At 71.1% G+C, this 19,594-nt stretch carries 23 protein-coding genes and 1 pseudogene; 14 read left to right on the top strand and 10 right to left on the bottom strand.

Annotated elements, in window-relative coordinates; genetic code table 11:
• Window positions 1-99 precede the first annotated feature (99 nt).
• Window positions 100-627, bottom strand: a complete 528-nt coding sequence (locus AB0L06_RS29745; protein WP_500234424.1) for a hypothetical protein — start codon at window positions 625-627, stop codon at window positions 100-102.
• Window positions 628-858: 231 nt separating this feature from the next.
• Between AB0L06_RS29745 and AB0L06_RS29740 the strand changes: the two genes are divergently transcribed.
• The 4 genes from AB0L06_RS29740 (at window position 859) to AB0L06_RS29725 (ending at window position 6,242) form a co-directional block, all read left to right on the top strand.
• Window positions 859-1,803, top strand: a complete 945-nt coding sequence (locus tag AB0L06_RS29740) for an ABC transporter ATP-binding protein (RefSeq protein WP_500234423.1) — start codon at window positions 859-861, stop codon at window positions 1,801-1,803.
• Window positions 1,800-2,570 carry an ABC transporter permease gene (locus tag AB0L06_RS29735; RefSeq protein ID WP_500234422.1) on the top strand — a complete coding sequence of 257 codons (771 nt, stop codon included), beginning with the start codon at window positions 1,800-1,802 and terminating at the stop codon, window positions 2,568-2,570. Before AB0L06_RS29740 ends, AB0L06_RS29735 begins: the two co-directional genes overlap by 4 nt.
• Window positions 2,571-2,910: 340 nt before the next feature.
• The gene (locus AB0L06_RS29730; protein WP_500234421.1) at window positions 2,911-4,983 is read left to right on the top strand and encodes an alpha-galactosidase; all 2,073 of its coding nucleotides are present in this window, start codon (window positions 2,911-2,913) and stop codon (window positions 4,981-4,983) included.
• Window positions 4,980-6,242 carry an MFS transporter gene (locus AB0L06_RS29725; RefSeq protein ID WP_500234420.1) on the top strand — a complete coding sequence of 421 codons (1,263 nt, stop codon included), beginning with the start codon at window positions 4,980-4,982 and terminating at the stop codon, window positions 6,240-6,242. The genes AB0L06_RS29730 and AB0L06_RS29725 overlap by 4 nt, the downstream gene beginning before the upstream one ends.
• 45 nt (window positions 6,243-6,287) lie before the next feature.
• Here the strand turns inward: AB0L06_RS29725 and AB0L06_RS29720 are convergent, their stop codons facing one another.
• Window positions 6,288-6,926 carry a TetR/AcrR family transcriptional regulator gene (locus tag AB0L06_RS29720; RefSeq protein WP_500234419.1) on the bottom strand — a complete coding sequence of 213 codons (639 nt, stop codon included), beginning with the start codon at window positions 6,924-6,926 and terminating at the stop codon, window positions 6,288-6,290.
• A gap of 59 nt (window positions 6,927-6,985) precedes the next feature.
• Here AB0L06_RS29720 and AB0L06_RS29715 point away from each other — a divergent pair, with 59 nt between their 5' ends.
• Entirely contained in the window at window positions 6,986-8,320 is a 1,335-nt protein-coding gene (locus AB0L06_RS29715; protein WP_500234418.1) for a GH1 family beta-glucosidase, read from the top strand.
• Window positions 8,321-8,463: 143 nt separating this feature from the next.
• Here AB0L06_RS29715 and AB0L06_RS29710 read toward each other — a convergent pair whose 3' ends face one another.
• Window positions 8,464-8,982 carry a pyridoxamine 5'-phosphate oxidase family protein gene (locus AB0L06_RS29710; protein WP_500234417.1) on the bottom strand — a complete coding sequence of 173 codons (519 nt, stop codon included), beginning with the start codon at window positions 8,980-8,982 and terminating at the stop codon, window positions 8,464-8,466.
• 69 nt (window positions 8,983-9,051) lie between these two features.
• Window positions 9,052-9,405, bottom strand: a complete 354-nt coding sequence (locus AB0L06_RS29705; protein WP_500234416.1) for a winged helix-turn-helix transcriptional regulator — start codon at window positions 9,403-9,405, stop codon at window positions 9,052-9,054.
• Between the two features lie 90 nt (window positions 9,406-9,495).
• Between AB0L06_RS29705 and AB0L06_RS29700 the strand changes: the two genes are divergently transcribed.
• The 4 genes from AB0L06_RS29700 (at window position 9,496) to AB0L06_RS29685 (ending at window position 11,280) form a co-directional block, all read left to right on the top strand.
• Window positions 9,496-10,098, top strand: coding sequence for an NADPH-dependent F420 reductase (locus AB0L06_RS29700; RefSeq protein ID WP_500234415.1), 603 nt, complete (start codon window positions 9,496-9,498; stop codon window positions 10,096-10,098).
• Between the two features lie 25 nt (window positions 10,099-10,123).
• On the top strand, window positions 10,124-10,714 hold the full coding sequence (locus tag AB0L06_RS29695; RefSeq protein ID WP_500234414.1) for a hypothetical protein: 591 nt from the start codon (window positions 10,124-10,126) through the stop codon (window positions 10,712-10,714).
• Window positions 10,715-10,818: 104 nt separating this feature from the next.
• The gene (locus tag AB0L06_RS29690; RefSeq protein ID WP_500234413.1) at window positions 10,819-11,007 is read left to right on the top strand and encodes a hypothetical protein; all 189 of its coding nucleotides are present in this window, start codon (window positions 10,819-10,821) and stop codon (window positions 11,005-11,007) included.
• Window positions 11,008-11,016: 9 nt separating this feature from the next.
• A complete protein-coding gene (locus tag AB0L06_RS29685; RefSeq protein WP_500234412.1) occupies window positions 11,017-11,280 on the top strand; it encodes a hypothetical protein in 264 nt (87 codons plus the stop codon).
• Between the two features lie 131 nt (window positions 11,281-11,411).
• On the opposite strand, the gene AB0L06_RS29680 is transcribed toward AB0L06_RS29685, so the two are convergent.
• On the bottom strand, window positions 11,412-12,083 hold the full coding sequence (locus tag AB0L06_RS29680; RefSeq protein WP_500234411.1) for an NAD(P)-dependent oxidoreductase: 672 nt from the start codon (window positions 12,081-12,083) through the stop codon (window positions 11,412-11,414).
• Window positions 12,084-12,299: 216 nt separating this feature from the next.
• Here AB0L06_RS29680 and AB0L06_RS29675 point away from each other — a divergent pair, with 216 nt between their 5' ends.
• Window positions 12,300-12,797: a MarR family transcriptional regulator gene (locus AB0L06_RS29675; protein ID WP_500234410.1), complete on the top strand. Its 498-nt coding sequence runs from the start codon at window positions 12,300-12,302 to the stop codon at window positions 12,795-12,797.
• Between the two features lie 37 nt (window positions 12,798-12,834).
• Here the strand turns inward: AB0L06_RS29675 and AB0L06_RS29670 are convergent, their stop codons facing one another.
• Together AB0L06_RS29670 and AB0L06_RS29665 are read right to left on the bottom strand one after the other, a co-directional pair.
• Window positions 12,835-13,683 carry an alpha/beta fold hydrolase gene (locus AB0L06_RS29670; RefSeq protein ID WP_500234409.1) on the bottom strand — a complete coding sequence of 283 codons (849 nt, stop codon included), beginning with the start codon at window positions 13,681-13,683 and terminating at the stop codon, window positions 12,835-12,837.
• A 122-nt stretch (window positions 13,684-13,805) separates the two neighbouring features.
• Window positions 13,806-14,447, bottom strand: a complete 642-nt coding sequence (locus AB0L06_RS29665) for a TetR/AcrR family transcriptional regulator (protein WP_500234408.1) — start codon at window positions 14,445-14,447, stop codon at window positions 13,806-13,808.
• Between the two features lie 197 nt (window positions 14,448-14,644).
• Between AB0L06_RS29665 and AB0L06_RS29660 the strand changes: the two genes are divergently transcribed.
• From AB0L06_RS29660 to AB0L06_RS29650, 3 genes are all read left to right on the top strand, one after another.
• On the top strand, window positions 14,645-15,499 hold the full coding sequence (locus tag AB0L06_RS29660; protein ID WP_500234407.1) for an NAD(P)H-binding protein: 855 nt from the start codon (window positions 14,645-14,647) through the stop codon (window positions 15,497-15,499).
• A 221-nt stretch (window positions 15,500-15,720) separates the two neighbouring features.
• Window positions 15,721-16,311, top strand: a complete 591-nt coding sequence (locus tag AB0L06_RS29655) for a Crp/Fnr family transcriptional regulator (RefSeq protein WP_500234406.1) — start codon at window positions 15,721-15,723, stop codon at window positions 16,309-16,311.
• A gap of 35 nt (window positions 16,312-16,346) precedes the next feature.
• Window positions 16,347-17,201 carry an NADP-dependent oxidoreductase gene (locus AB0L06_RS29650; protein ID WP_500234405.1) on the top strand — a complete coding sequence of 285 codons (855 nt, stop codon included), beginning with the start codon at window positions 16,347-16,349 and terminating at the stop codon, window positions 17,199-17,201.
• Between the two features lie 14 nt (window positions 17,202-17,215).
• Here AB0L06_RS29650 and AB0L06_RS29645 read toward each other — a convergent pair.
• Together AB0L06_RS29645 and AB0L06_RS29640 are read right to left on the bottom strand one after the other, a co-directional pair.
• Window positions 17,216-17,479 (bottom strand): annotated as a pseudogene (locus tag AB0L06_RS29645) (protein-L-isoaspartate O-methyltransferase family protein); the annotation flags it as partial.
• 144 nt (window positions 17,480-17,623) lie between these two features.
• Window positions 17,624-18,358: a VOC family protein gene (locus tag AB0L06_RS29640; protein ID WP_500234404.1), complete on the bottom strand. Its 735-nt coding sequence runs from the start codon at window positions 18,356-18,358 to the stop codon at window positions 17,624-17,626.
• A gap of 154 nt (window positions 18,359-18,512) precedes the next feature.
• Here AB0L06_RS29640 and AB0L06_RS29635 point away from each other — a divergent pair, with 154 nt between their 5' ends.
• On the top strand, window positions 18,513-19,004 hold the full coding sequence (locus tag AB0L06_RS29635; protein WP_500234403.1) for an AAA family ATPase: 492 nt from the start codon (window positions 18,513-18,515) through the stop codon (window positions 19,002-19,004).
• Here AB0L06_RS29635 and AB0L06_RS29630 read toward each other — a convergent pair.
• Window positions 18,950-19,387 (bottom strand): nuclear transport factor 2 family protein, encoded by a 438-nt coding sequence (locus AB0L06_RS29630; protein WP_500234402.1) that lies wholly within the window; start codon window positions 19,385-19,387, stop codon window positions 18,950-18,952. The two genes, AB0L06_RS29635 and AB0L06_RS29630, sit on opposite strands and share 55 nt — an antisense overlap.
• Between the last annotated feature and the right edge of the window lie 207 nt (window positions 19,388-19,594).

The following is a 19,594-nucleotide window of genomic DNA, read 5'->3' as shown; positions in this document are numbered from 1 at the left end:
CGGGTCCCCGGCAGCGCCGCTGCCGGGGACCGCGTTCCCGCCGTGTCGCTGACCAGGCCCGGCCTCTCGCAGCGGCCGGTGGCGGTCCAGGCCCGCGGGTCAGTTCACGTCGGCGCAGATCGCGTAGGCGGTGGCAGTGACGGGTTCGCCCGAACCCACGGGGTTGACCGTCACCCCCCAGGTGTTGGGCCCGGTCGGCGCGGAGGCGGTCACGATCAGGGCGGTTCCGTAGAGGAAGGGCTCCGGCGGAATCACGTACCCGCCGCCCAGCACCCGTTTGTTGGGGCTGCACGTGACCGTTTCGGTCACGGGGTTCGGGCCCACTCCCAACGTGAAGTTCTGCTCGATGCGCTCCCACCCCGAGACGCCGTTCCGGCCCGGCTCTCCCTGCGGCCCCTGCGGTCCGGGCGGGCCCGGCCGTCCGCGGCGGCACTTGTGGCAGCTCCAGCCGTGACCGCAGCAGTGCCTCGGCCAGGCGGCCGCGGACTGCTCCTGGAAGGCGGTGCCCGCCTGCCCGGTGAGAGCGTATGCCGAGGTCTGGGACGACATGGCCACTCCACCGCTGAGCAGCAGAGTGCCGACCGTCAGCGCCAAGGAGCGGCTGCGAACGGATCGAGTACGAGACATCTGGGACTCCTTGTGCCTGCTGAGGCCGTTGGTACGTCGACAGGCACCGTACGGCCGATACCCCCTGGTCAGGAGCCCATTGGACGTCGACTTGATCCAATTTCCAGCCAAGATCATTAGAGGAACGGCAAGCCCCCCGCCCTCTTCGCGGGCCGCCCGATCGACCTCGGTCGATCGGGTGCCGACTTTCGGATGTTTCGGATGTCCCGGGCGAAAGGCCAGGCTGGGGGCATGATCGAAGTCGAGCGACTGACCAAGCGCTACGGCCCGACCACGGTGGTCGAGGACGTGAGTTTCGGGTGCCGCCCGGGCACGGTGACGGGCTTCCTCGGGCCGAACGGCGCGGGCAAGTCCACCACGATGCGGATGCTCTGCGGGCTGACGCCCGCGACGTCCGGGACGGCCACGGTGCTCGGGGTGCCGTTCGCCTCGCTGCCGAACCCCGGCCGGCACGTCGGCGTGCTGCTGGACGCGTCGGCGCAGCACGCGGGACGGACCGGGCGCGAGACCCTCGCCCTGACCGCGCGGGTCCTCGGCGTCCCGGCGAAGCGCGCGGACGAGATGCTCGCCACGGTCGGGCTGGCCGGGAAGGCGGCGGGCCGCCGGGTCGGGAACTACTCGCTCGGCATGCGGCAGCGGCTCGGGATCGCGCAGGCGCTGATGGGCGACCCGTCCGTGCTGGTCCTCGACGAGCCCGCCAACGGCCTGGACCCCGAGGGCATCTACTGGATGCGCACGCTGCTGCGCGGCTTCGCCGACCGGGGCGGCGCGGTGCTGCTGTCCTCGCACCTGCTCCACGAGGTGGAGGCGGTCGCCGACACGCTCGTGGTGATCGCGGGCGGACGCGTCGTCGCGAACGGCGCCAAGTCCGACCTGCTCGCCTCGTCCGGCCGGACGCTCGTCCGCGCGCTGGACCAGGCGGCCCTGTACACCGCGCTGACCGGAGCGGGCCTGGCCGTCGTGCGCCGCGAGCCCACCGGCGACGGCGGCGAGGCGTTCGTCGTGGAGGCCCCGGCCGAGGCCGTCGGACGGGCCGCCGCCGCGTCCGGGACCGTGCTCCTCGAGCTGCGCCAGGCCGGCGGGGGCGGCCTGGAGGAGCTCTTCCTCACCCTCACCGGCCGGCAGACCGGCCCGGTGGCACCGTCGCCGTCCGCTCCGCAGGAGGCTCTCCGATGACCGTGCTGGACCTCACGCAGGCCCCGGCGCGTCCGCCGCTCACGCGGCTCGCGCTGGTCGAACTGCGCAAGATGACCGACACCCGCGCGGGCCGCTGGCTGCTCGCGATCATCGCGCTGGTCGCGGTCGCGACGGTCGTGGTGTTCATGGCCGTCCGTCCGGCGGACGAGCAGTCGGCGGGGCAGCTGTTCGCGCTGTCCCAGATCGGGGTGGGCCTGCTGCTGCCGGTCGTCGGGATCCTCGCGGTCACCGGCGAGTGGTCGCAGCGGACGGCGCTGACGACGTTCGCGCTCGTCCCGCAACGCCTCCGGATCCTGGCGGCGAAGGTGATCGCGGCGGTCGTGCTCGCGACCGGGTTCGTCCTGCTCGGCCTGGCGCTCGGCGTCCTCGGCCGCGGGGCCGGCGGCCTCCTCGGGGTGGCGTCGGGCGACTGGAACCTGCCGGTGCGCGCGATCGGCTCGATGCTGCTGGTCGAGGTCGCGACCGTCCTGATCGGCGTCGCGTTCGGCGCGCTGCTGATGAACACGCCGGTCGCGATCGTCCTGTACTTCGTCCTGCCGACGGTCTGGACGACGGTCGGCTCCATGGTGAAGGCCCTGCGCGACGCGTCCGTGTGGCTGGACACGAACCGCGCCTTCGAGCCCCTGACCGGCGAGAGCGCGGCCACCGGCACCGAATGGGCCCGCGCGGGCACGGCCCTCGCCCTCTGGATGGTCCTCCCGCTGGCGATCGGCGCCTTCCGCCTCGTGAAGCGCGAGGTGAAGTAGGACGCAGACGAAGTGGGACGTAGAGGCCGCCTTCCGCGAGGAGGGCGGCCTCTACGTTTTCCGGCGGCTCGTCCTGTGAGTCCGCGCCGATCACGGGCTCGGGTCCGGTGTCGGCGGCGTTGTGTGGACCAGGCCAGGCCTGGAGGAATTGATCCGCGTCGCCGGAGCGCGCCGGGCGATCCAAATCTCCTGAGATGGCCCGGCCAAGGGGGTTGGCGTCGCTGGTCCGCTCACCTACCATGAGCCCGAATATGAGTGGTGCTCATGTTTGGATCGGTCCGGACGTCGCCATGTTCAGCCGCCCCCCGCCACCCGACATCACCGTCTGGATGGAGCTCGCGTGATCTTCCACCTCCCCGAGGCCCGGCTCTGGCTACTGAGCACGCCGGGTACGTCCTACGCGTTCCGGCTGAACGCCGCGGACGTGCCTCAGCACGTCCACTGGGGACGGCGTCTGACGGCCGAGCAGGCCGCCGTGATCGCCGCCGATCTGCCCGAATCGGGACCGGCCTCGGACGACCCGTCCGGTGAGGAGGTCGGGGAGGAGTTCCTCGCCGAGAACGGGCTCCGGTTCGGCACGCCGTCGCTGACCGTCCGGTTCCAGGACGGCGTCCGGGGGTTCGACTGGTCGTTCGTCTCCCAGGAGATCCGGGGCGGCCACCTCACCCTGGGCTTCACCGACAAGGTCCGGATGCTCGATCTCGAACTGCACTACCGGATCAGGGACGGCCACGACCAGATCGAGCGTTGGACCGTCCTCACCGCGGGCGAGCCGGTCCAGGTCCTCAGGCTGGACTCCGCCTCCTGGACGTTGCCCGTGCGCGCCGACTACCGGGTCAGCCATGTCGTGGGTGAGTGGGGCAGGGAGTTCCAGCTGCGGCGCGACCGGGTGCCGGTCGGCGAGACGGTCCTCACCAGCCGCCTGGGCATCACCGGGCCGAACGAGGGTCCCTGGCTGATGGTCGACGCGGGGGACGCCGCCGAAGAGCACGGCGAGGTCTGGAGCACCGCGCTGGCCTGGAGCGGCAGCCGCCGGATCACCCTGCGCCGCGACCAGCTCGACCGGACGTCGTGGACCGGCGGTTTCGGCCACGAGGGCCTGGTCTGGCGGCTCGCTCCGGGCGAGTCCCTCCAGACCCCCGTCTTCACCGGCCTGTACGCTCCGGACGGCTTCGGCGGCACCAGCCGCCGCTGGCACTCCTATGTCGAAGGCGAGGTCCTCCCGGAGCGTGCCGCCGAACGGCCGCTCATCTACAACTCGTGGGAGGCCACCGAGTTCGACATCTCCGAGGAGCAGCAGACCGAGCTCGCCGAGCTCGCGGCGGGCCTCGGCGTCGAGGTGTTCGTGGTGGACGACGCCTGGTTCAGCACCCGTACCGGCGACCACTCCGGCCTCGGCGACTGGTGGCCCAATCGCGAACGGTTCCCCAAGGGCCTGCGGCCGTTCGCCGACCGGGTCCGCGCGCTCGGCATGGGCTTCGGCCTCTGGGTCGAGCCCGAGGCGGTCAACCCCGACAGCGACCTGTACCGCGCCCACCCGGACTGGGTCCTTCATCAGGACGGCCGTCCGCGCACCGAGGTCCGCAACCAGTGCGTGCTCGACTTCGGCCTTCGGGACGTGCGCGAGTGGGCCGTGGAGTGGCTGGTCCGCACGGTCACCGAACTGGACACCGTCTTCCTCAAGTGGGACATGAACCGGCCGTTCACCGAGGCGGGGCGGCCCGGCTCGGGCGACCCCGACCGGGTCTGGATCGAGCACACCCGGGGTGTGTACGAGGTGATCGACCGGCTGCGCGCCGCCCGGCCCGACCTGTACCTCGAGACCTGCGCGGGCGGCGGCGGCCGAGCCGACCTCGGCATCCTCGGCCGCGCCGACCAGGTGTGGACCTCCGACAACACCGACGCCGCCGACCGGGTCGCGATCCAGCACGGCTTCTCGCAGGTCCTGCCCGCCCGGACGATGGGCGCCTGGGTCACCGACAACCCCAACGCCCTCACGGCCCGCCCGACGCCGCTGCGCTACCGCTTCCACGTCTCGATGGCCGGCGCGATGGGCATCGGCGGCGACCTGCGGTCCTGGAGCGAGGACGATCTCGCCTGGTCCCGGATGCTGGTCGAGCAGTACAAGCGGATCCGCCCGGTCGTGCACGGCGGCGCCCTGTACCGGCTCGGCGACAACGCCTTGCAGTACCTCACCGGCGACGAACTCGTCGTGTTCCAGTTCCGCCCCTCCGGGCTGGTCCGCTCCCCTGCCCGCACCCGTCTCACCGGCCTGGACCCGCAGGCCCGATATCGGGACGAGGCCACCGGGACCGTCCACGACGGCGCCGTCCTGATGAGCCACGGCCTCCCGCCGCTGCCGCCCTTCGACTGCACGAGCGAGCTGGTCCACCTCACGCGGGTGTCCCGGTGACCGTCGCTCCCCCGCGCCTCGACGCGCTCGACGAGCCGACCCGCGACGTGGGCCGCCGCTGGGTCGCCATGTTCGTCCTGGCCAACTTCGGGGTCTTCATCCCGCAGCAGGCGCCGACGATCTTCCTGATGCCGCAGCAGATCGCCGAGATCGACCCGGCCGGGAAGGTCGGCGCCTTCGCCTGGGTCAGCGCGATGGGCGCGGTCTCCGGCATCGTCCTGGCGCCGCTGGCCGGCGCGCTCTGCGACCGCACCACCGGCCGGTTCGGCCGCCGCCGCCCCTGGATGCTGGGAGGCGCGCTCGCCTGCATCGGCGCGCTGCTGCTCACCGGCGCGCAGCACACGGTCGCCGGGGTCGCCTTCGGGTCGTTCCTGCTGTCGGTGAGCATCATGGTGATGGGCGCGGGCCTGAACGCGGTCGTGCCCGACCAGGTTCCGGCCGCGCAGCGCGGCGTCGTGCTGGGATGGGCGATGGTCCCCCTGGCGGGCGCGCTGATCCTCGGCGGGGTGCTGATCGGCCTCGTCAGCGGGTTCATGGCCGGATACCTGGTGATGGCCGCGTTCCCGCTGACCGTCCTGCTGTTCGGGTTCTGGGTCAAGGACGCGCCGCTGACCGGGGGTGGCCGCGAGCCGTTCTCGCTGAGGGTCTTCCTGCGGGGCTACCGGGTCAGCCTGAGAGACGACCCCGACTTCGTCTGGGCGCTGGTCTCCCGTTTCGTCATGTCGCTCGGCTACGGGCTCGGCACCCTCTACCTGCCCTACTTCCTGGACGACGTCCTGCACTACGAGCGGTTGTTCCCCGGCCAGAAGACCGAGGACGGGCTGCTCATCGTGATCGGCATCAACGCGGTCTCGACCGTCGCCATGGTCATCCTCGGCGGGTGGTTGTCGGACAAGCTCGGCAGGCGCCGCCTGCCGGCGTTCCTCGGCGGGTTGACGATGGGCGTCGCGGCGGTCCCACTGGCCCTGTCCCCGACGTGGACGATGACGCTGGTGGCGGCCGTCGTCCTCGGCCTGGGCTACGGGGTGTACCTGGCGGTCGACACCGCGCTGGTCACCGAGGTCCTCCCCGCCTCCGCGGACCGCAGCAAGGACATGGCGCTCGGCACCCTGATGGGCTCGCTGCCCTACGTCCTGGTCCCTCCGGTCGCCTCGCTCCTGATCGGCGATATGGGGGGTTATCCGGCGCTGTTCCTGTGCTCCGCCACGATGTCGGTGAGTGGTGCGGCTCTGGTGTGGAAGGTCAAGGGTGTCCGCTGACCCGGGTCGGTGGACGGGCCGGGCGGCTCGCGTGCCGGCAGACCGTCACCCCGTCCGAAGCGACCGGATCCGATCGTTGAGGTAGCTGTTGAGGACGCGTTTGCACTCGGCGATCAACTGGGGGTCGCCCTGCGGGTCGGTTCGGAAGGCCAGGTTCAGCACGCTGTCCGCGCATTCCAGCGCCACCCGGAGCGCGATCTCCAGTTCGGCGTCGTCCCGGATGCCGACCATGGAGGTGGCCAGCTCGCGGAGCCGTCCGGCGACCGCGGTGTTGTTGTCCAGGGCCGGATCGAGGGCGTGGTCCTGGCCGGTGGCGCCGAAGTCGATGACGTTGAAGCCGGTGACCGTCCGGCGCATGTCGACGAACTCGTCGACGGCCACGTCCACGGCGGCCGGGATGTCCCCGGGCCGCTCGCGCTCCAGCCGGCCCGCGACCCGCTCGACGAAGAGCTCCAGGTTGCGGGCGGCCAGCGCGCCGAGCAGCCCCTCCTTGTCGGAGAAGAACTGGTACAGGGTGCCGATGGGCACCCCGGCCCGGCGGGCGACCTCCTTGGTGGTCAGCGCCACCAGGCCGGCCTCCTCCAGCGCTTCGGCGCAGGCGTCCAGCAACCGCTCGAAGCGCTCGACGCTGCGCTTCTGGACGGGCCGGCGGCGCTGGCCCCCCACGGTGCGCTCCTGATTCACGCGCCCATCATCCCATCGATCCCGTCAACGCGAGTAACCCTCACATTTGGAGGCCAGGCATGACCCTGAACCACCTGCCCGCCGACTTCGTCTGGGGCGCCTCGACGGCGTCCTACCAGATCGAGGGCGCCACCAAGGAGGACGGCCGCGGCCCGTCGGTGTGGGACACCTTCACCGCCCGCCCCGGGGTGATCCGCGACGGGCACACCGGTGACGTCGCCTGCGACCACTACCACCGGTACGAGGAGGACCTCGCACTGATGGCCGAGGCCGGGCTCACCGGCTACCGCTTCTCGATCGCCTGGCCCCGCGTCCAGCCGACCGGCAGGGGAGTGGCCAACCCCAAGGGCCTGGACTTCTACGACCGCCTGGTGGACGGCCTGCTCATGCGCGGTGTCGAGCCCTTTCCCACGCTGTTCCACTGGGACCTCCCCCAGGGCCTCGAGGACGACGGCGGCTGGCTGAACCGCGACACCGCGTACCGCTTCGCCGAGTACGCCGCCATCGCGGCCGCCAGGCTGGGCAACCGCGTCAAGAACTGGATCACGCTGAACGAGCCGTTCATCCACATGGTCTGGGGCTACGGTCTCGGCACCCACGCCCCGGGCCGCGCCCTGATGGTCGACTGCCTGCCGGTCGCCCACCACCAGCTGCTGGGGCACGGGCTCGCGCTGCGGGAACTGCGCGGGCGCGGCCTCCAGGTGATGATCGCCAACAACTGCACCCCGGTCTGGCCCGCCTCGCAGTCCCCCGCCGACCTCGCGGCCGCCGAGGCCTACGACAGCCTGCACAACCGCTTGTTCGCCGACCCCCTCTTCACCGGCGCCTATCCCGACCTCTCCGCCTACGGCGTCGACGCCACCCTCGGCGGCTCCGTCCAGGACGGCGACCTCGAACTGATCTCCGCTCCCCTGGACGCCCTCGGCGTCAACTACTACAACCCGACACGTGTCCAGGCCCCCACGGCCGAGGGCCTCCCCTTCGAGGAGGCCCCGATCGACGGCTACCGCCGCACCGCCTTCGACTGGCCGGTCGTCCCCGACGGCCTCCGCGAGCTCCTCGTCCTGCTGAAGGAGCGCTACCCCGCGCTCCCCCCGATCCACATCACCGAGAACGGCTGCTCGGTGAACGACGTCGTCACCGAGGACGGCACCGTCCCCGACACCGACCGCATCGACTACCTGGACACCCATCTGCGGGCCGTCGACGCCGCCGTCGCCCAGGGTGTGGACGTGCGCGGCTACTTCACCTGGACGCTGATGGACAACTTCGAATGGGCCGAAGGCTTCCACCAGCGCTTCGGCCTCGTCCACGTCGACCACGACACCCAGGTCCGCACCCCGAAGGACTCCTTCGCCTGGTACCGCGACCTCATCAAGGCGCACCGCACCTGAGGCACGCCTGCCCCGAAACCTCCGGAGCGTGATCGGTCCCCCGGCCCCCTGGCCGACTGAACCCACCGGCCAGAACCCCAACCGCGGCATGACGGAACCTGTGTGGTTCCGACGAGGCGGGTGGGTGTCGGTCCGAATGCGGGTCAGGCGAAGCGCCAGCGGGTGGCGCCGTAGGGGTCGGCCAGGGCCACCCCTGCGGCTGCGTGGACGGTGAAGCGGTAGAGGTGCCAGGGGCCGGGGCCGGCGCTCTGGGCACTGTAGGGCGCGGTGATCACATCGCCGTCCTGCTCGGCGGGCCAGCCGCCGGCGGCGTAGATGGCGGCGACGCGGGCGATCTCGGCGTGGTCGGTGGTGCGCACGGCCTCTCCCTCGAGGACGAGGTCGACGCCGGGCAGCCGCATGGAGAGCGTGCAGGCCGGGTTGGCCGCCAGGCGCTGCGACTTGCGGGTCTTCGGGCCGCTGGTGAAGTAGAGATGGCCCTCGCACTCGGCGGCCCCGATGCCCGCCGAGTGGGGACGCCCGTACGGGCCGACCGTCCCGAGGAAGACGGGCGTCTCCATTTTCGGAAGCGCTTCGACGAGGGCCTCGGCGACCTGGTCCCAGGGGAGTTCACCGTCGCCGTAGATGTTGAGATCGGTGGCTTCGACGGGTTCTGCCAGCATGGTTCCTCCTTGGTTCCTGTCGCGCGTGGAGTGACCGCTGGCGGGCGCGAACTCATCGGCGGTCGAAGGTCATCCTGCCTCGGCGGCCTCCTGCGCCGCGAGGAGTTCGTCGGCGTGTCCGTCGAGCCAGTCGCCGACGGCGCGGAGCGGGCCGTCCAGGAAGGTGCGGCCGAGCGCGGTCAGCGCGTACTCGACGCGGGGCGGGGCCTCGGCGAACGAGCGGCGGGTGACCAGGCCGTTCGCGAGCAGCCGCCGCAGGGATTCGGTCAGCACCTTGTCGCTGACGCCCCCGATGGCGTTCCTCAGGACGCGGCGGCGCAGCGGCTCGTCGCGCAGCGCGGCGACGACGAGCGGATCCCAGGTGTGCGCGAAGAGTTCGAACCCGGCGCGCAGCCAGCAGTCGACGATCAGGTCATCCGTCACCCGTCCATGGTCCTCGATCCGAGACGTACCGAATGGTGCATTTCGGAATGTCTACGTTGGCCGTCCGACCAGCGAAGGGAAGGCTGAGAGATGCGGATCGGGATCATCGGGACGGGTCACATGGCGAAGGCGCTCGGGGCGGTGTGGGTGCGCGCGGGGCACGAGGTGGTGATCGCGGGCCGGTCCCCTGAGAAGGCCCGGGCTCTGGCGGACGAGCTGGGCGCGCGATCGGTGCCCGTCGAGGAGGTGGCCGCCGAACGCGACGCGGTGCTGCTGGCCGTCCCCTGGGACGCGGCGGAGCACCTGGTCGCGGGCGTCCCGTCCGGGACGGTGCTCATCGACCCGACGAACGCCGTCGGGCACGGGATCGGAAAGCTGCTCGTCGCGCCCGGCGAGTCGATGGCCGGACGCATCGCGGCAGCAGCCCCCGGGGCGCATGTCGTCAAGGCGTTCCACACGTTCCCGTTCATGCAGTGGACGCAGCCGTCGGAGGGCCGCACGCCGGTCGTCGTCATGGCCGGGGACGATCCGGGCGCGCTCAAGACGGTCGGCGAACTGGCCCGTGACCTGGGCGGGAATCCGGTCGTCCTCGGGGGGCTCGACCGGGTGCGGCAGCTGGAGGAGGTCGGCGGATTCGTGATCGGGATGGCCTTTGCCGGACATGACCCGTCCGCCGCCGTCCCGGCTATATGACCGCTTCGCCGATTACGTTTGGCGCATGACGGGACAGATTCCTGATGCTGTGATCTACCACGATCGGCTGTACGCGCTGACGGGACAGGAGGGCGACGGCCTCTTCGACCCGTCAGCGCTGGGACTCCGGCCTCTCGCGATGTCGACCGCGTGCTGGCGCGGCTACGTGTGCGAGTACACGGTCGTGGACGGCGGGCTCGTCCTCACGGAGTTGGAGATGCTCGTGGAGGGTGAGCCGCCGACGCTGTTCGGGGTCACGCCCGCCGAGGACGCGTCGCGCGGGCGCCGCTACGAGGGCCTGCGCGAGCCGGTCCGGTTCACCGGACGGCTGCTGCTCGGCCGCGAGTTCCTCAACGAGCTGTACGTCCACATGGGATTCCAGAGCCCGTGGAAGTACGAGGACGTCCAGGAGCTGGTGTTCGAGAACGGCCACCTGACCGAGGCCCACGACCGGTCCGAGGCCGCCGCACAACGCCGCCGCGCGGAGGCCGACGCGCGACGCCGTGGCGCCGAGCAGTCCGCCGCCCACCCGGTCGTTCGTCCACCCGACCCCGCCGAGCCGGACGCGACGCGCTCCTGGATCGAGAAGAGCTTCAGCCTGGACATCGACCTGTAGAACGCCACCCCACACCCGGTCGGCGAAGGCATCACCCACCACCTGGAGACGGCGGCCCCCTCGAACTGACCCGACCACCCCGTCCGCCCCCGCGCCTCCCCGGCGTGCCTGACCGCCGTCGCCGCGAACTCGGTTCCGAGCTGGAGCGGGAACTCCAGAACAGCCTCCGGGCGGCACGTCGCCTGGACGAACGGGCCGCCGCGGGCACCGTCCGGGTGCTCACCGACGAGCGGTCCGTCCCGGACATAGCGCGCGAAGTGATTGCCGCCACGGGCTGGGCTCCTCCCTCGTAGACTCCGGCCATGCTTCTCAAGGACGCCACGCGCATGATCCTCAGCGAGTCCGCCGACCACCCCGAGCTGATGCGCCTCTCGCGCCACGCTCACGACGAGCTGTCCGTCGGACGCCCCGTCCCGCACACGGCGCTGAGCGAGATGCTCAGAATGGCCGCGCGCAAGAACCTGTTCCCCGCCCTGAAGGGCAAGCACGGCACGGCCGCGTTCGAGGACATGGTCATGACGCTCGGCCGCGAGATCGACCGCCAGGCCCCCGTCGTCCGCCGCTAGTTTCGGCAGACACGTCGAGCACCGCACCGAGGTCGCCCAGGGGTGGCGCCTCACCCCTGCGGCCCCCGGTCAGGACGGCACGGCGCGTCCATCCATGACCTGACCGGCCGCGGACGGGCCCTGCGCCGAAGTCACTGGTCGGCGATGCCGTAGATCTGGTGGATCGTCGCGGGCTGCTCGAGCATGGCGAGCATGTGGTGGGCGACGTTGGCGCGCGAGACACGGATGCCGCCTCGCACGTTCCGCCCTCGCGCGGTTCGGTAGGCCCCGGTCAGCGGCTTGTCGGTGAGCTGCGGCGGTCGGCTGACGGTCCAGTCCAGGCCGCTGTCGCGGACGATGTCCTCGGTGAGCGCGAGGTCGGCATAGTGCGCGTGGAACATGGTGTTGGCGAACCGGCTTCCCAGGTGCCGCATGAAGAACCCGTCGCCCGGGTCGTGCTTGGGCGGGTTCGGGTTGCCGGGTGAGGGGACGGTGCCGATCGGGGCGGCGCTGACGACGATGAGGCGACGGGCGCCGGCGTCCTGCATCGCCGTCACGATCGCCCTCGTGCCGCGCGAGGTGATCCCCGCCTCGGACCTCGGCTTGCGCGGACCCAGCCCGGACAGCACGGCGTCACTCCCCTCGACCGCCGAGGCGAGCACGTCCGGGTCCGCCGACGCGAGGTCGGCGGTGACGATGCGCGCCCTCCCGTCCAGGTCCCTGGGGTTGCGAGCCACCGCCGTGACGTCGTACCCCGCGGCGAGGGCCTGGTCGAGGAGTTGCCGGCCGATACCGCCGGTCGCGGCGAAGATCGTGAGCTTCATCGTTGACGCCCCTCTTCATGATCAGCACCCTTCCCGCAAGAGTGCCTACGAATCTCATATTATATGAAACTCATACAACGTCCAGCCCCGCCGGCCCACCGGACGCCCGGGAAGGGAGCCGCTTGAGGCTCGGAGCTGCGATATCCGGATGTCGTAAGATCTGGAACTCATCGAATATGAGGGCCGTATCAAGGCTCGGCGGGAAGGCGGTGGCGCATGGCGTCCGAGGCACCCCAGGACGCCGACGAGGCACGGCGTCGACGGCGGACGACCACCACGATCAAGGAATCCCTGCGTGAGCTGAGCATCCAGCTGTCCCTGCTCAACCACCAGGTCGGCGCGCGCGTCGATCTCAAGGACGTCGACGTCTCCTGCCTCGACCTCATCAACCGTCACGGTCCGCTCAGCCCCAGCGAACTCGCCCGGCGCGCGGGCCTCCACCCGGCCACCATGACCGGCGTCCTCGACCGGCTCCAACGCGGCGGCTGGATCACTCGCCAACGCGACCCGGACGCCGCCGATCGACGCGCCGTCGCCGTCCACGCCCTGCGCGACCGCAACCCCGAGATGTTCCAGCTCTACTCGGGGATGAACGGCTCCATGGACCAGATCTGCGCCGAGTACACCGACGCAGAACTCGAGCTGCTCGCCGACTTCCTGCGCCGCACCACCCATGCCGGGCAAGAGGCCACCGACCTGCTGGCCAACGAGTAGGGGAACGCCAGGCCACGAGGCCGCCGCGAGGATCTCCCTAGCGGGTCGCCGAGGAGGGAGCGAACTCCTGGATGAGCTCGGCGAGCCTCACCGGCTGGTCCAGGGAGATGAGCGTGTAGCTGTCCTCCACCTCGGCCAGCCGTCCTTGCGGAAGCAGGTCGGCGAGGCGTCGGCCGTGCTCGGGCGGCATCACGCGATCACCGTGCGCCCAGACCACCAGGGCGGGACGGTCGAAACCCGGCAGGCGTTCGGCCGCGGCGAGCAGGATGCCGGTGTCCGCCGCCGCCGCGCGCAGGACCCGGACGATGTCGCGACGGATCTCGGGCCGTGCCAGCAGCGGCTTCATCCACCGGGCGGTGGCGGCGTCTCCTCGTTTGGTGAGCCATCCGAAGGCGATGGGGAGCCGCCGCACCGGGCGTAGCCGCATCTGCTGCATGAACAGCCCGAACACGCGCGGCGGGAGCTTGCCCGCAAGGAACAGCGTCCTGCCGGTCAGGCCGGGCGGAAAGTTGTCGAACGCGTCGCAGGGCGCGAGGACGACCCGTCCCACGCGTGCGGCGCGGTCGGCCATGAGGAGCTGGACGAGAGCGCCGCCGGTGTCACTGCCGACGAGGGTGACGTCGTCCAGATCGAGGCGGTCGAGAAACTCGGCGACCAGCCGGGCGATCCCCGGGAGGGACAGGTCGGCGTCGGGACGCATCGCGTGACGATGCGCGCCGAGCGGCAGCGTCGGCGCCACGCAGCGATGGTCGGCGGACAGGTCGGCGATCGTCCCGTCCCAGAGCGAGGCGTCCATCAGCAGTCCGTGCAGGAACACGATCGTGGGGCCGCGGCCGCCGGTGTCCTCGTACTCGATCGTTCCGGCGGACAGCTCGACGGTCTTCACACCAGACTCCCTCGGCGCCGGGCGGAATCCGGTCGCCCCGGACCCGTTCCCAAGAAGTGAACCACGCGGTTCGCAAGCCGTCCATCCCCTGAGCCCGGCCCCGCGCCGGGGCCGTGCAGGAGTCATCCGCCGACGGACTCCTCCCGCTCCAGCATCCGGATCAACCCCTCGAACCCCGCGTTGACGCCGTCGGCGTCTCCACTGGTCAGCCGCTCCAGCAGGAAGCCCCGAAGCGTCGCGAGGATCATCTGGGAAACCTCCGTCCTGCGTCGGTCGGACCAGTCGTCCGGACACAGGGACCGCAGGACGGGCAGATACTGCCGCGAAGCCTCCCGGGCGAGTTCGGCGTACCGGTCCGGGTCGTACATCGCCAGGCCGATGGCCTGGTCGAGCACCCGCCGCAGCCCCGGCTCCTCCTCCCGGAGCGTCGGCCAGATGGCGCGCACGCGGTCCGCCAGCGTCCGGCCCGCACCCGCGCCCACTTCCGCTACTGCCAGCGCATTGTCGATCCGCCGTTCGCGCAGCTTGAAGATCGCCTGCCTGAGCAGGTCGTCGACTCCGTCGAAGTGGTAGAGCAGCACCTTGTGCGTCGTACCGGCCGCCCGCGCCGCACGCCGGAGCGAGAAGTCCACGAGCCCGTTGGCCGCGAGGTCCTCGACGACGCGTTCCAGCAGTTCCCGGCGCCGGGCCTCGCCACGCGGCGAGCCCGCCGACCGCCGGTAACCCGCCCGTCCTCGCGAAACCTCGTCACTCGGGATGCTCATGCCCCCAGCTTCGTGCACACCGGCCCCGGGAAGCGCACCCGCGATCGACTCCGTCGCCTCCGGGACGCGGGCCCCGGCGAGAGGTGATTTGAGTTTCATACGATATGTTCCACATATTAGATGGACGCCCTGGCGGCTCACCTGGGCGTCCCGAGCCGAGATGCCGTCCACGCACCCACCGCAGAGAGGCGCCCGCCATGATCCTTGTCACCGGAGCGACCGGCACCATCGGACGGCCGCTGGTCGACCGGCTCGTCCGCGAAGGCGCCGACGTGCGCGCCGTCACCCGCACGCCGCAGGCCGCCGAACCCCGCGCAGGCGTGCAGGTCATGGCGGGCGATCCCTCGCAGCCCGCGACCATCGCCCCCCTCCTGAAAGGCGTCCATTCACTGTTCCTGCACCCGCGCGCCGTCAGGGAGGCCGCCGCCGAGCTGCTGGCACTCGCGAAGGAGCGAGGCGTCGAGCGGGTGGTGGTGCTGTCGGCCGTCAACGTTGAGGACGACCTGTCCGAGCAGCCGTCGCGTTTCCAGGGCGACAGGAACAAGGAGGTCGAGGACGCCGCTGTCGCGAGCGGCTTGGAGTGGGTGAGCCTGCGGGCCGCCTCCTTCGCGGCCAACACGCTGCGCACGTGGGCCCCTCAGCTCCGCGCCGGTGACGTCGTCCGCGGCCCGTACGCGGCCTTCGCCGAGCCCCTGATCCACGAGGTGGACGTGGCGGAGGTCGGCGCCCGGGCGCTGCTCGGCACCGGACCGGCGGGCCAGAGGCTGCGGCTGACCGGACCGCGATCGCTGTCCCACGAGGAGCAGGTGGCCGTCATCGGCGAGGTGACCGGCCGCCCCTTGCGCTTCCTGGAGGCTTCTCCGGACGCGTCCAAGGAGGGGATGCTCCAGCGCGGCATGCCGAAGCCGTTCGTCGAGGCGCTACTGGCCAGGTACGCCCGCGGCACCGGCCCGGCCGAGGTCGTGACCGACGCGGTGGAGCGGGTTCTCGGCCGTCCCGCACGCACCTACGCCGATTGGGTCGCCGCCCACGCCGCCGCCTTCCAGAACTGACGATCACCACGAAGAGCACGTCGGCGGGCACGCGGCTGGATCACCGTCCTCTCGGGAACACCGAGGTGATGGAGTACGTCGGCCGGGTGCCCGCCCACCGCTCGTCCTGCACCTGAAGTTCAAGATCCGCCGGCAGGGCGCGAGCAGGCTTGCGGACGGCGCCCAGGATCGGGGCGACGCATAGGATCAGTGGAGATCGGGGCATTTCGGGGAGGACGGGCATGGATGGGCACGAGGCGCTTGATCGGTACCTGATCCGGCTTGCCGACATCCCGCGGGACGAGTTGCCGAGGACGCGGCGGGTGTTCCGTCCTGCCGTGCTGCGGCGCGGTGAGCTGCTGTTCCGGGCCGGGGAGCCCGCCGACAAGGTCGCCTTCGTGACACGTGGCCTGCTCGCCCTCTGGTACTCGACGGCGGACGGGCGCGAACGCGCGCTCGGGTTCCGCGCCGAGGACGAGCTGGTGTGCGCGTACGGGGCGGTGCTGCGCGACTCTCCGACGCACGCGACGGCCGAGGCGTTGGAGGAGTCGCGGCTGCTGGTCGCCTCCCGCCCGGCCTTCGACGAGCTCTGCGCCGGTCATCCGTCGTGGGGACGGGCTTTGGCGAGGCTCACCGACCGCCTCTACCTGCAGCAGGAGGAACGGCAACGTGCCCTGCTGCTGGACGACGCCGAGACCCGGTACCGCGACTTCCTCACCGCTTATCCACATCTCAGCGGACGGTTGACTCAGCGGCAGATCGCGTCCTTCGTCGGGGTGACGCCCGTGGCGCTGAGCCGGATCCGTTCCCGGATGGCGATGAACCTGGGTTAACGACAGCCCGCGCGGACGCTCCTAACGTCGTCCGCATGGAGACGCTAGCCATGGCGGTCGAGACCTTCGGACCGTCTGAGAACCTGAAGCCCGTCCGCCTGCCCGTTGCCGAGCCCGGCCCCGACGAGGTCGTCGTCAAGGTCACGGCCGTGTCGGTGAACCCGGCCGACCTCGGCATGCGGGAGGGCCGCTACCCCTGGGCGGACGAGCCGCGACTGCCGCTCGTCCCCGGATACGACCTGGCCGGAACCATCGAGATCGGCACACCCGAATGGCCGTCCGGGACGGAGGTCATCGCCATCACAGCCCACAAGAACACCCAGATCGGGGCATACGCCGAGTTCGTCACGCTTCCCACCCGGCTGCTCGCCCACGCCCCGAATGGCATGGATGCCGCCCACGCCTCCGCACTCCCCCTCGCAGGACTGACCGCGTTCGAGGCCCTGTCCGCCCTCGACCTCGCACCCGGGGCGACACTGCTGGTGAACGGCCCGCGCGGCGCGGTCGGGTCGCTGACCGTCCAAATCGCCGAGCACCAGGGCATCACCGTCGTCCCGAACGGACAGGGCCCGGTGGACGCGGCGCTCGACACCGTCGGCGGCGCCCGCGCCCAGGCCGCCTTCGACGCCGTCCGGGACGGGGGCCGCTACGTGACCGTCGTGCCCGAGTTCTGGGTCCCGGGCGGACCGTTCACCGAGGCGCGCGGCATCAAGCCGCAGGTGATCGGCGCCCGGTTCGACACCGACCGCCTCCGCGAACTGTCCCGCCTGGCGTCCGAAGGCGTCCTGAGCACCACCGTCGGCGAACGCCTCCCCCTCGCCGAAGCCGCCGAGGCCCACGCTCGCCTGACCGCCGGCGGCGTCCGCGGCAAACTCGTCCTCATCCCCTGAAACCGCACGAAGACCCGAGACCGTCGCTCCGGCATCCACGGCAGGACGATCACTCCACCCGGCCGTATCTGCCTGATCCAGGTATGCGGGACGGTCGTAACGCCGCAGGTCACATGCATTCGATCGTAGGGCGCGTGGTCAGGATGGCCATCGGTCCCGTCACCGACGACCAAGTGGACGTCCGTGCCGTGAGCGAGCCCGGACCTCAGATGACCGTCCCGGACGAGCTGGTCGACCAGACGGACGGCCAGCTCGTCGATCGACGGACGAGCGCTCACTTGCCGCGCTTTCCGCCACCGCCGGTGTTGTCGTTGTCCTTCTTGTCAGGCGGGATGGGCCGGCCGGGCCGGTGACCGTCACCGGTCGAGTCGTGCCTGCCCATGGGGCTCCCCCGATTTGATGCGCCGGCGTGTTGTGTGAGGTCAGCGGGGCTTGAGGAGGCAGAACTCGTTGCCCTCGGGGTCGACGAGGACCCTCCAGTACATCTCGGACTGGTCGATGTCGGGGGCGGTGGCGCCCAGGGTGCGCAGGCGGGCCTCCTCGTCCGCCAGTTCGTCGCCGACGTAGGGGGCGATGTCGAGGTGGGCGCGATTCCACACGGTCTTGGGCTCGGGGGTGCGGACGAACTCCAGGTAGGGCCCGACGGCCTTCGCCGAGCGCAGGGACGCGCGGTCGTCGGTGGTCTCGTGCAGGGTCCAGTCCATCGCCCCGTCCCAGAAGTGGGCCATGACCCGCGGGTCGGCGCAGTCGACGACCACGGCGGCGATCGGGCCGATGCCCTCGTAGACCGGCCGGGGCTCCAGGACGCAGAACTCGTTGCCCTCCGGGTCGGCCATGACCGTCCAGGGGACGTCGCCCTGGCCCACGTCGGCGAGGGTCGCGCCGAGTTCCCGGAGGCGCGCGACCAGCTCCGCCTGGTGGGCGGCCGAGGTGGTGGACAGGTCGAAGTGCACCCGGTTCTTGGCCGTCTTGGGCTCCGGACGGGCGAGAAGGTCCATGCCGACGGCGGAGGGGTCGGGGTAGGAGTAGCCGACGGGGTGGACGCTGCTGCCGATGTCCTCGTGCTCGACGTCCCAGCCGAGCGCCTCCGCCCAGAACCGGCCGAGTGCGGCCGGGTCGTGGGCCTTCATGTTGATCTGCACCACTCGCGTTGCCATGCCGAGATCGTAAGGCCTGCCCCCGGCGCGTGTTCGACGTTGGGGCGAGCCGTCCAAGGATGATCCAAGGCCGTCCTGAACGGCGGTATGCCCGTCGACTCGCGGTCAGGCCTTGCGGCTCGCCCGGGGGGCCGTCGATGTGCCAGGAGACGATGTGGGTGGGCGTGATCCTGATGTGGTCACGGGAGACGCCCGGCATCGGGCGTTCTTCGGCCGTGAGCGCGGCCACGGCGAAGTTCACGGGGTTGTTCTGCTGTTCGGCGAGGGCGAGCCGGAGGGAAAGCGCGACGTGCTGGAAGGGCGCATGCTCTGGCTCGCCCTGGAGGCGGTCAAGGTGGGCACCGACGTGGTGGTGGACTACGGCTGCTGGTCCCGGGACGAGCGTTCCGCGATCCGCTGGCTGGTCGAGGCCGAGGACGCCTGCTTCCGCATGGTCTACCTGCCGGTGAGCGATCAGACCCAGCGCGCCAGGATCGCCCGTCGCTGGCCGACCGCCGCTGCCGGCCGTGGGCGCACTCGGGAAACTCGGAAAGCGACGGTGCCGGGCGAACCCGCGCCGACCGGTGAAGGTCCGCCGGACACGGCCACGACTCAGGACGGGAGCGCCATTCCCAGGGCTTCGCTGGCGGCCAGGATGTTCACGTAGTCCTTGAAGTGGACGATCCGGCCGTCGCGGACCGTCATGACGACGATGTTGGGAAGCGCGAAGTCGCGTCCGGTCGCGTTCGAGAACCCGACCGCGAACTGCTCGACGACGATGACCTCGGGGTCGCCGGTGTCGCGCACCACCACATCGCGATAAGCGTCATAGCGGAGCGGGCCGTCCTTCCATACCGCTTCCAGGAAGGCGCGGATCTCCCCGCGTCCGCGCAGCTCCGACGGGATGCCCGGACGACTGAAGGGGAACTCGTGCACGGCGTCCTCGGCGTACAGGTCGAGCATGGTGTCGAGCGATTGGTCGATCGACGCCCGCTGATACCGCGCCAGCACCTCGCGCGGCCCGGCCGTGATTCCCTGCGAGACGGTCATGGCTCCTCCTCGGAGATCGAACGCGCCACCCTTAACGCAAGCTAGCAAGATCGCCCACATTTCGGGCTTGAACGCCGGCTCCGGCCCGTCCACGTCCTTCCCGTGAACCCCACACGGGCTTGTGCCCTCCGTTCGGGCTCTCCTGTCGCGTCGGCCACGGCATGGTTCCGTCCTTAATCGCACAGTTTGGCGCATGCCTGTTCATGC

The organism is Spirillospora sp. NPDC052269 (assembly GCF_040679435.1).
GTDB lineage: Bacteria > Actinomycetota > Actinomycetes > Streptosporangiales > Streptosporangiaceae > Spirillospora.
The sequence above is the reverse complement of the archived record's forward strand: the minus strand, read 5'-3'. Positions and strand labels throughout refer to the sequence as shown.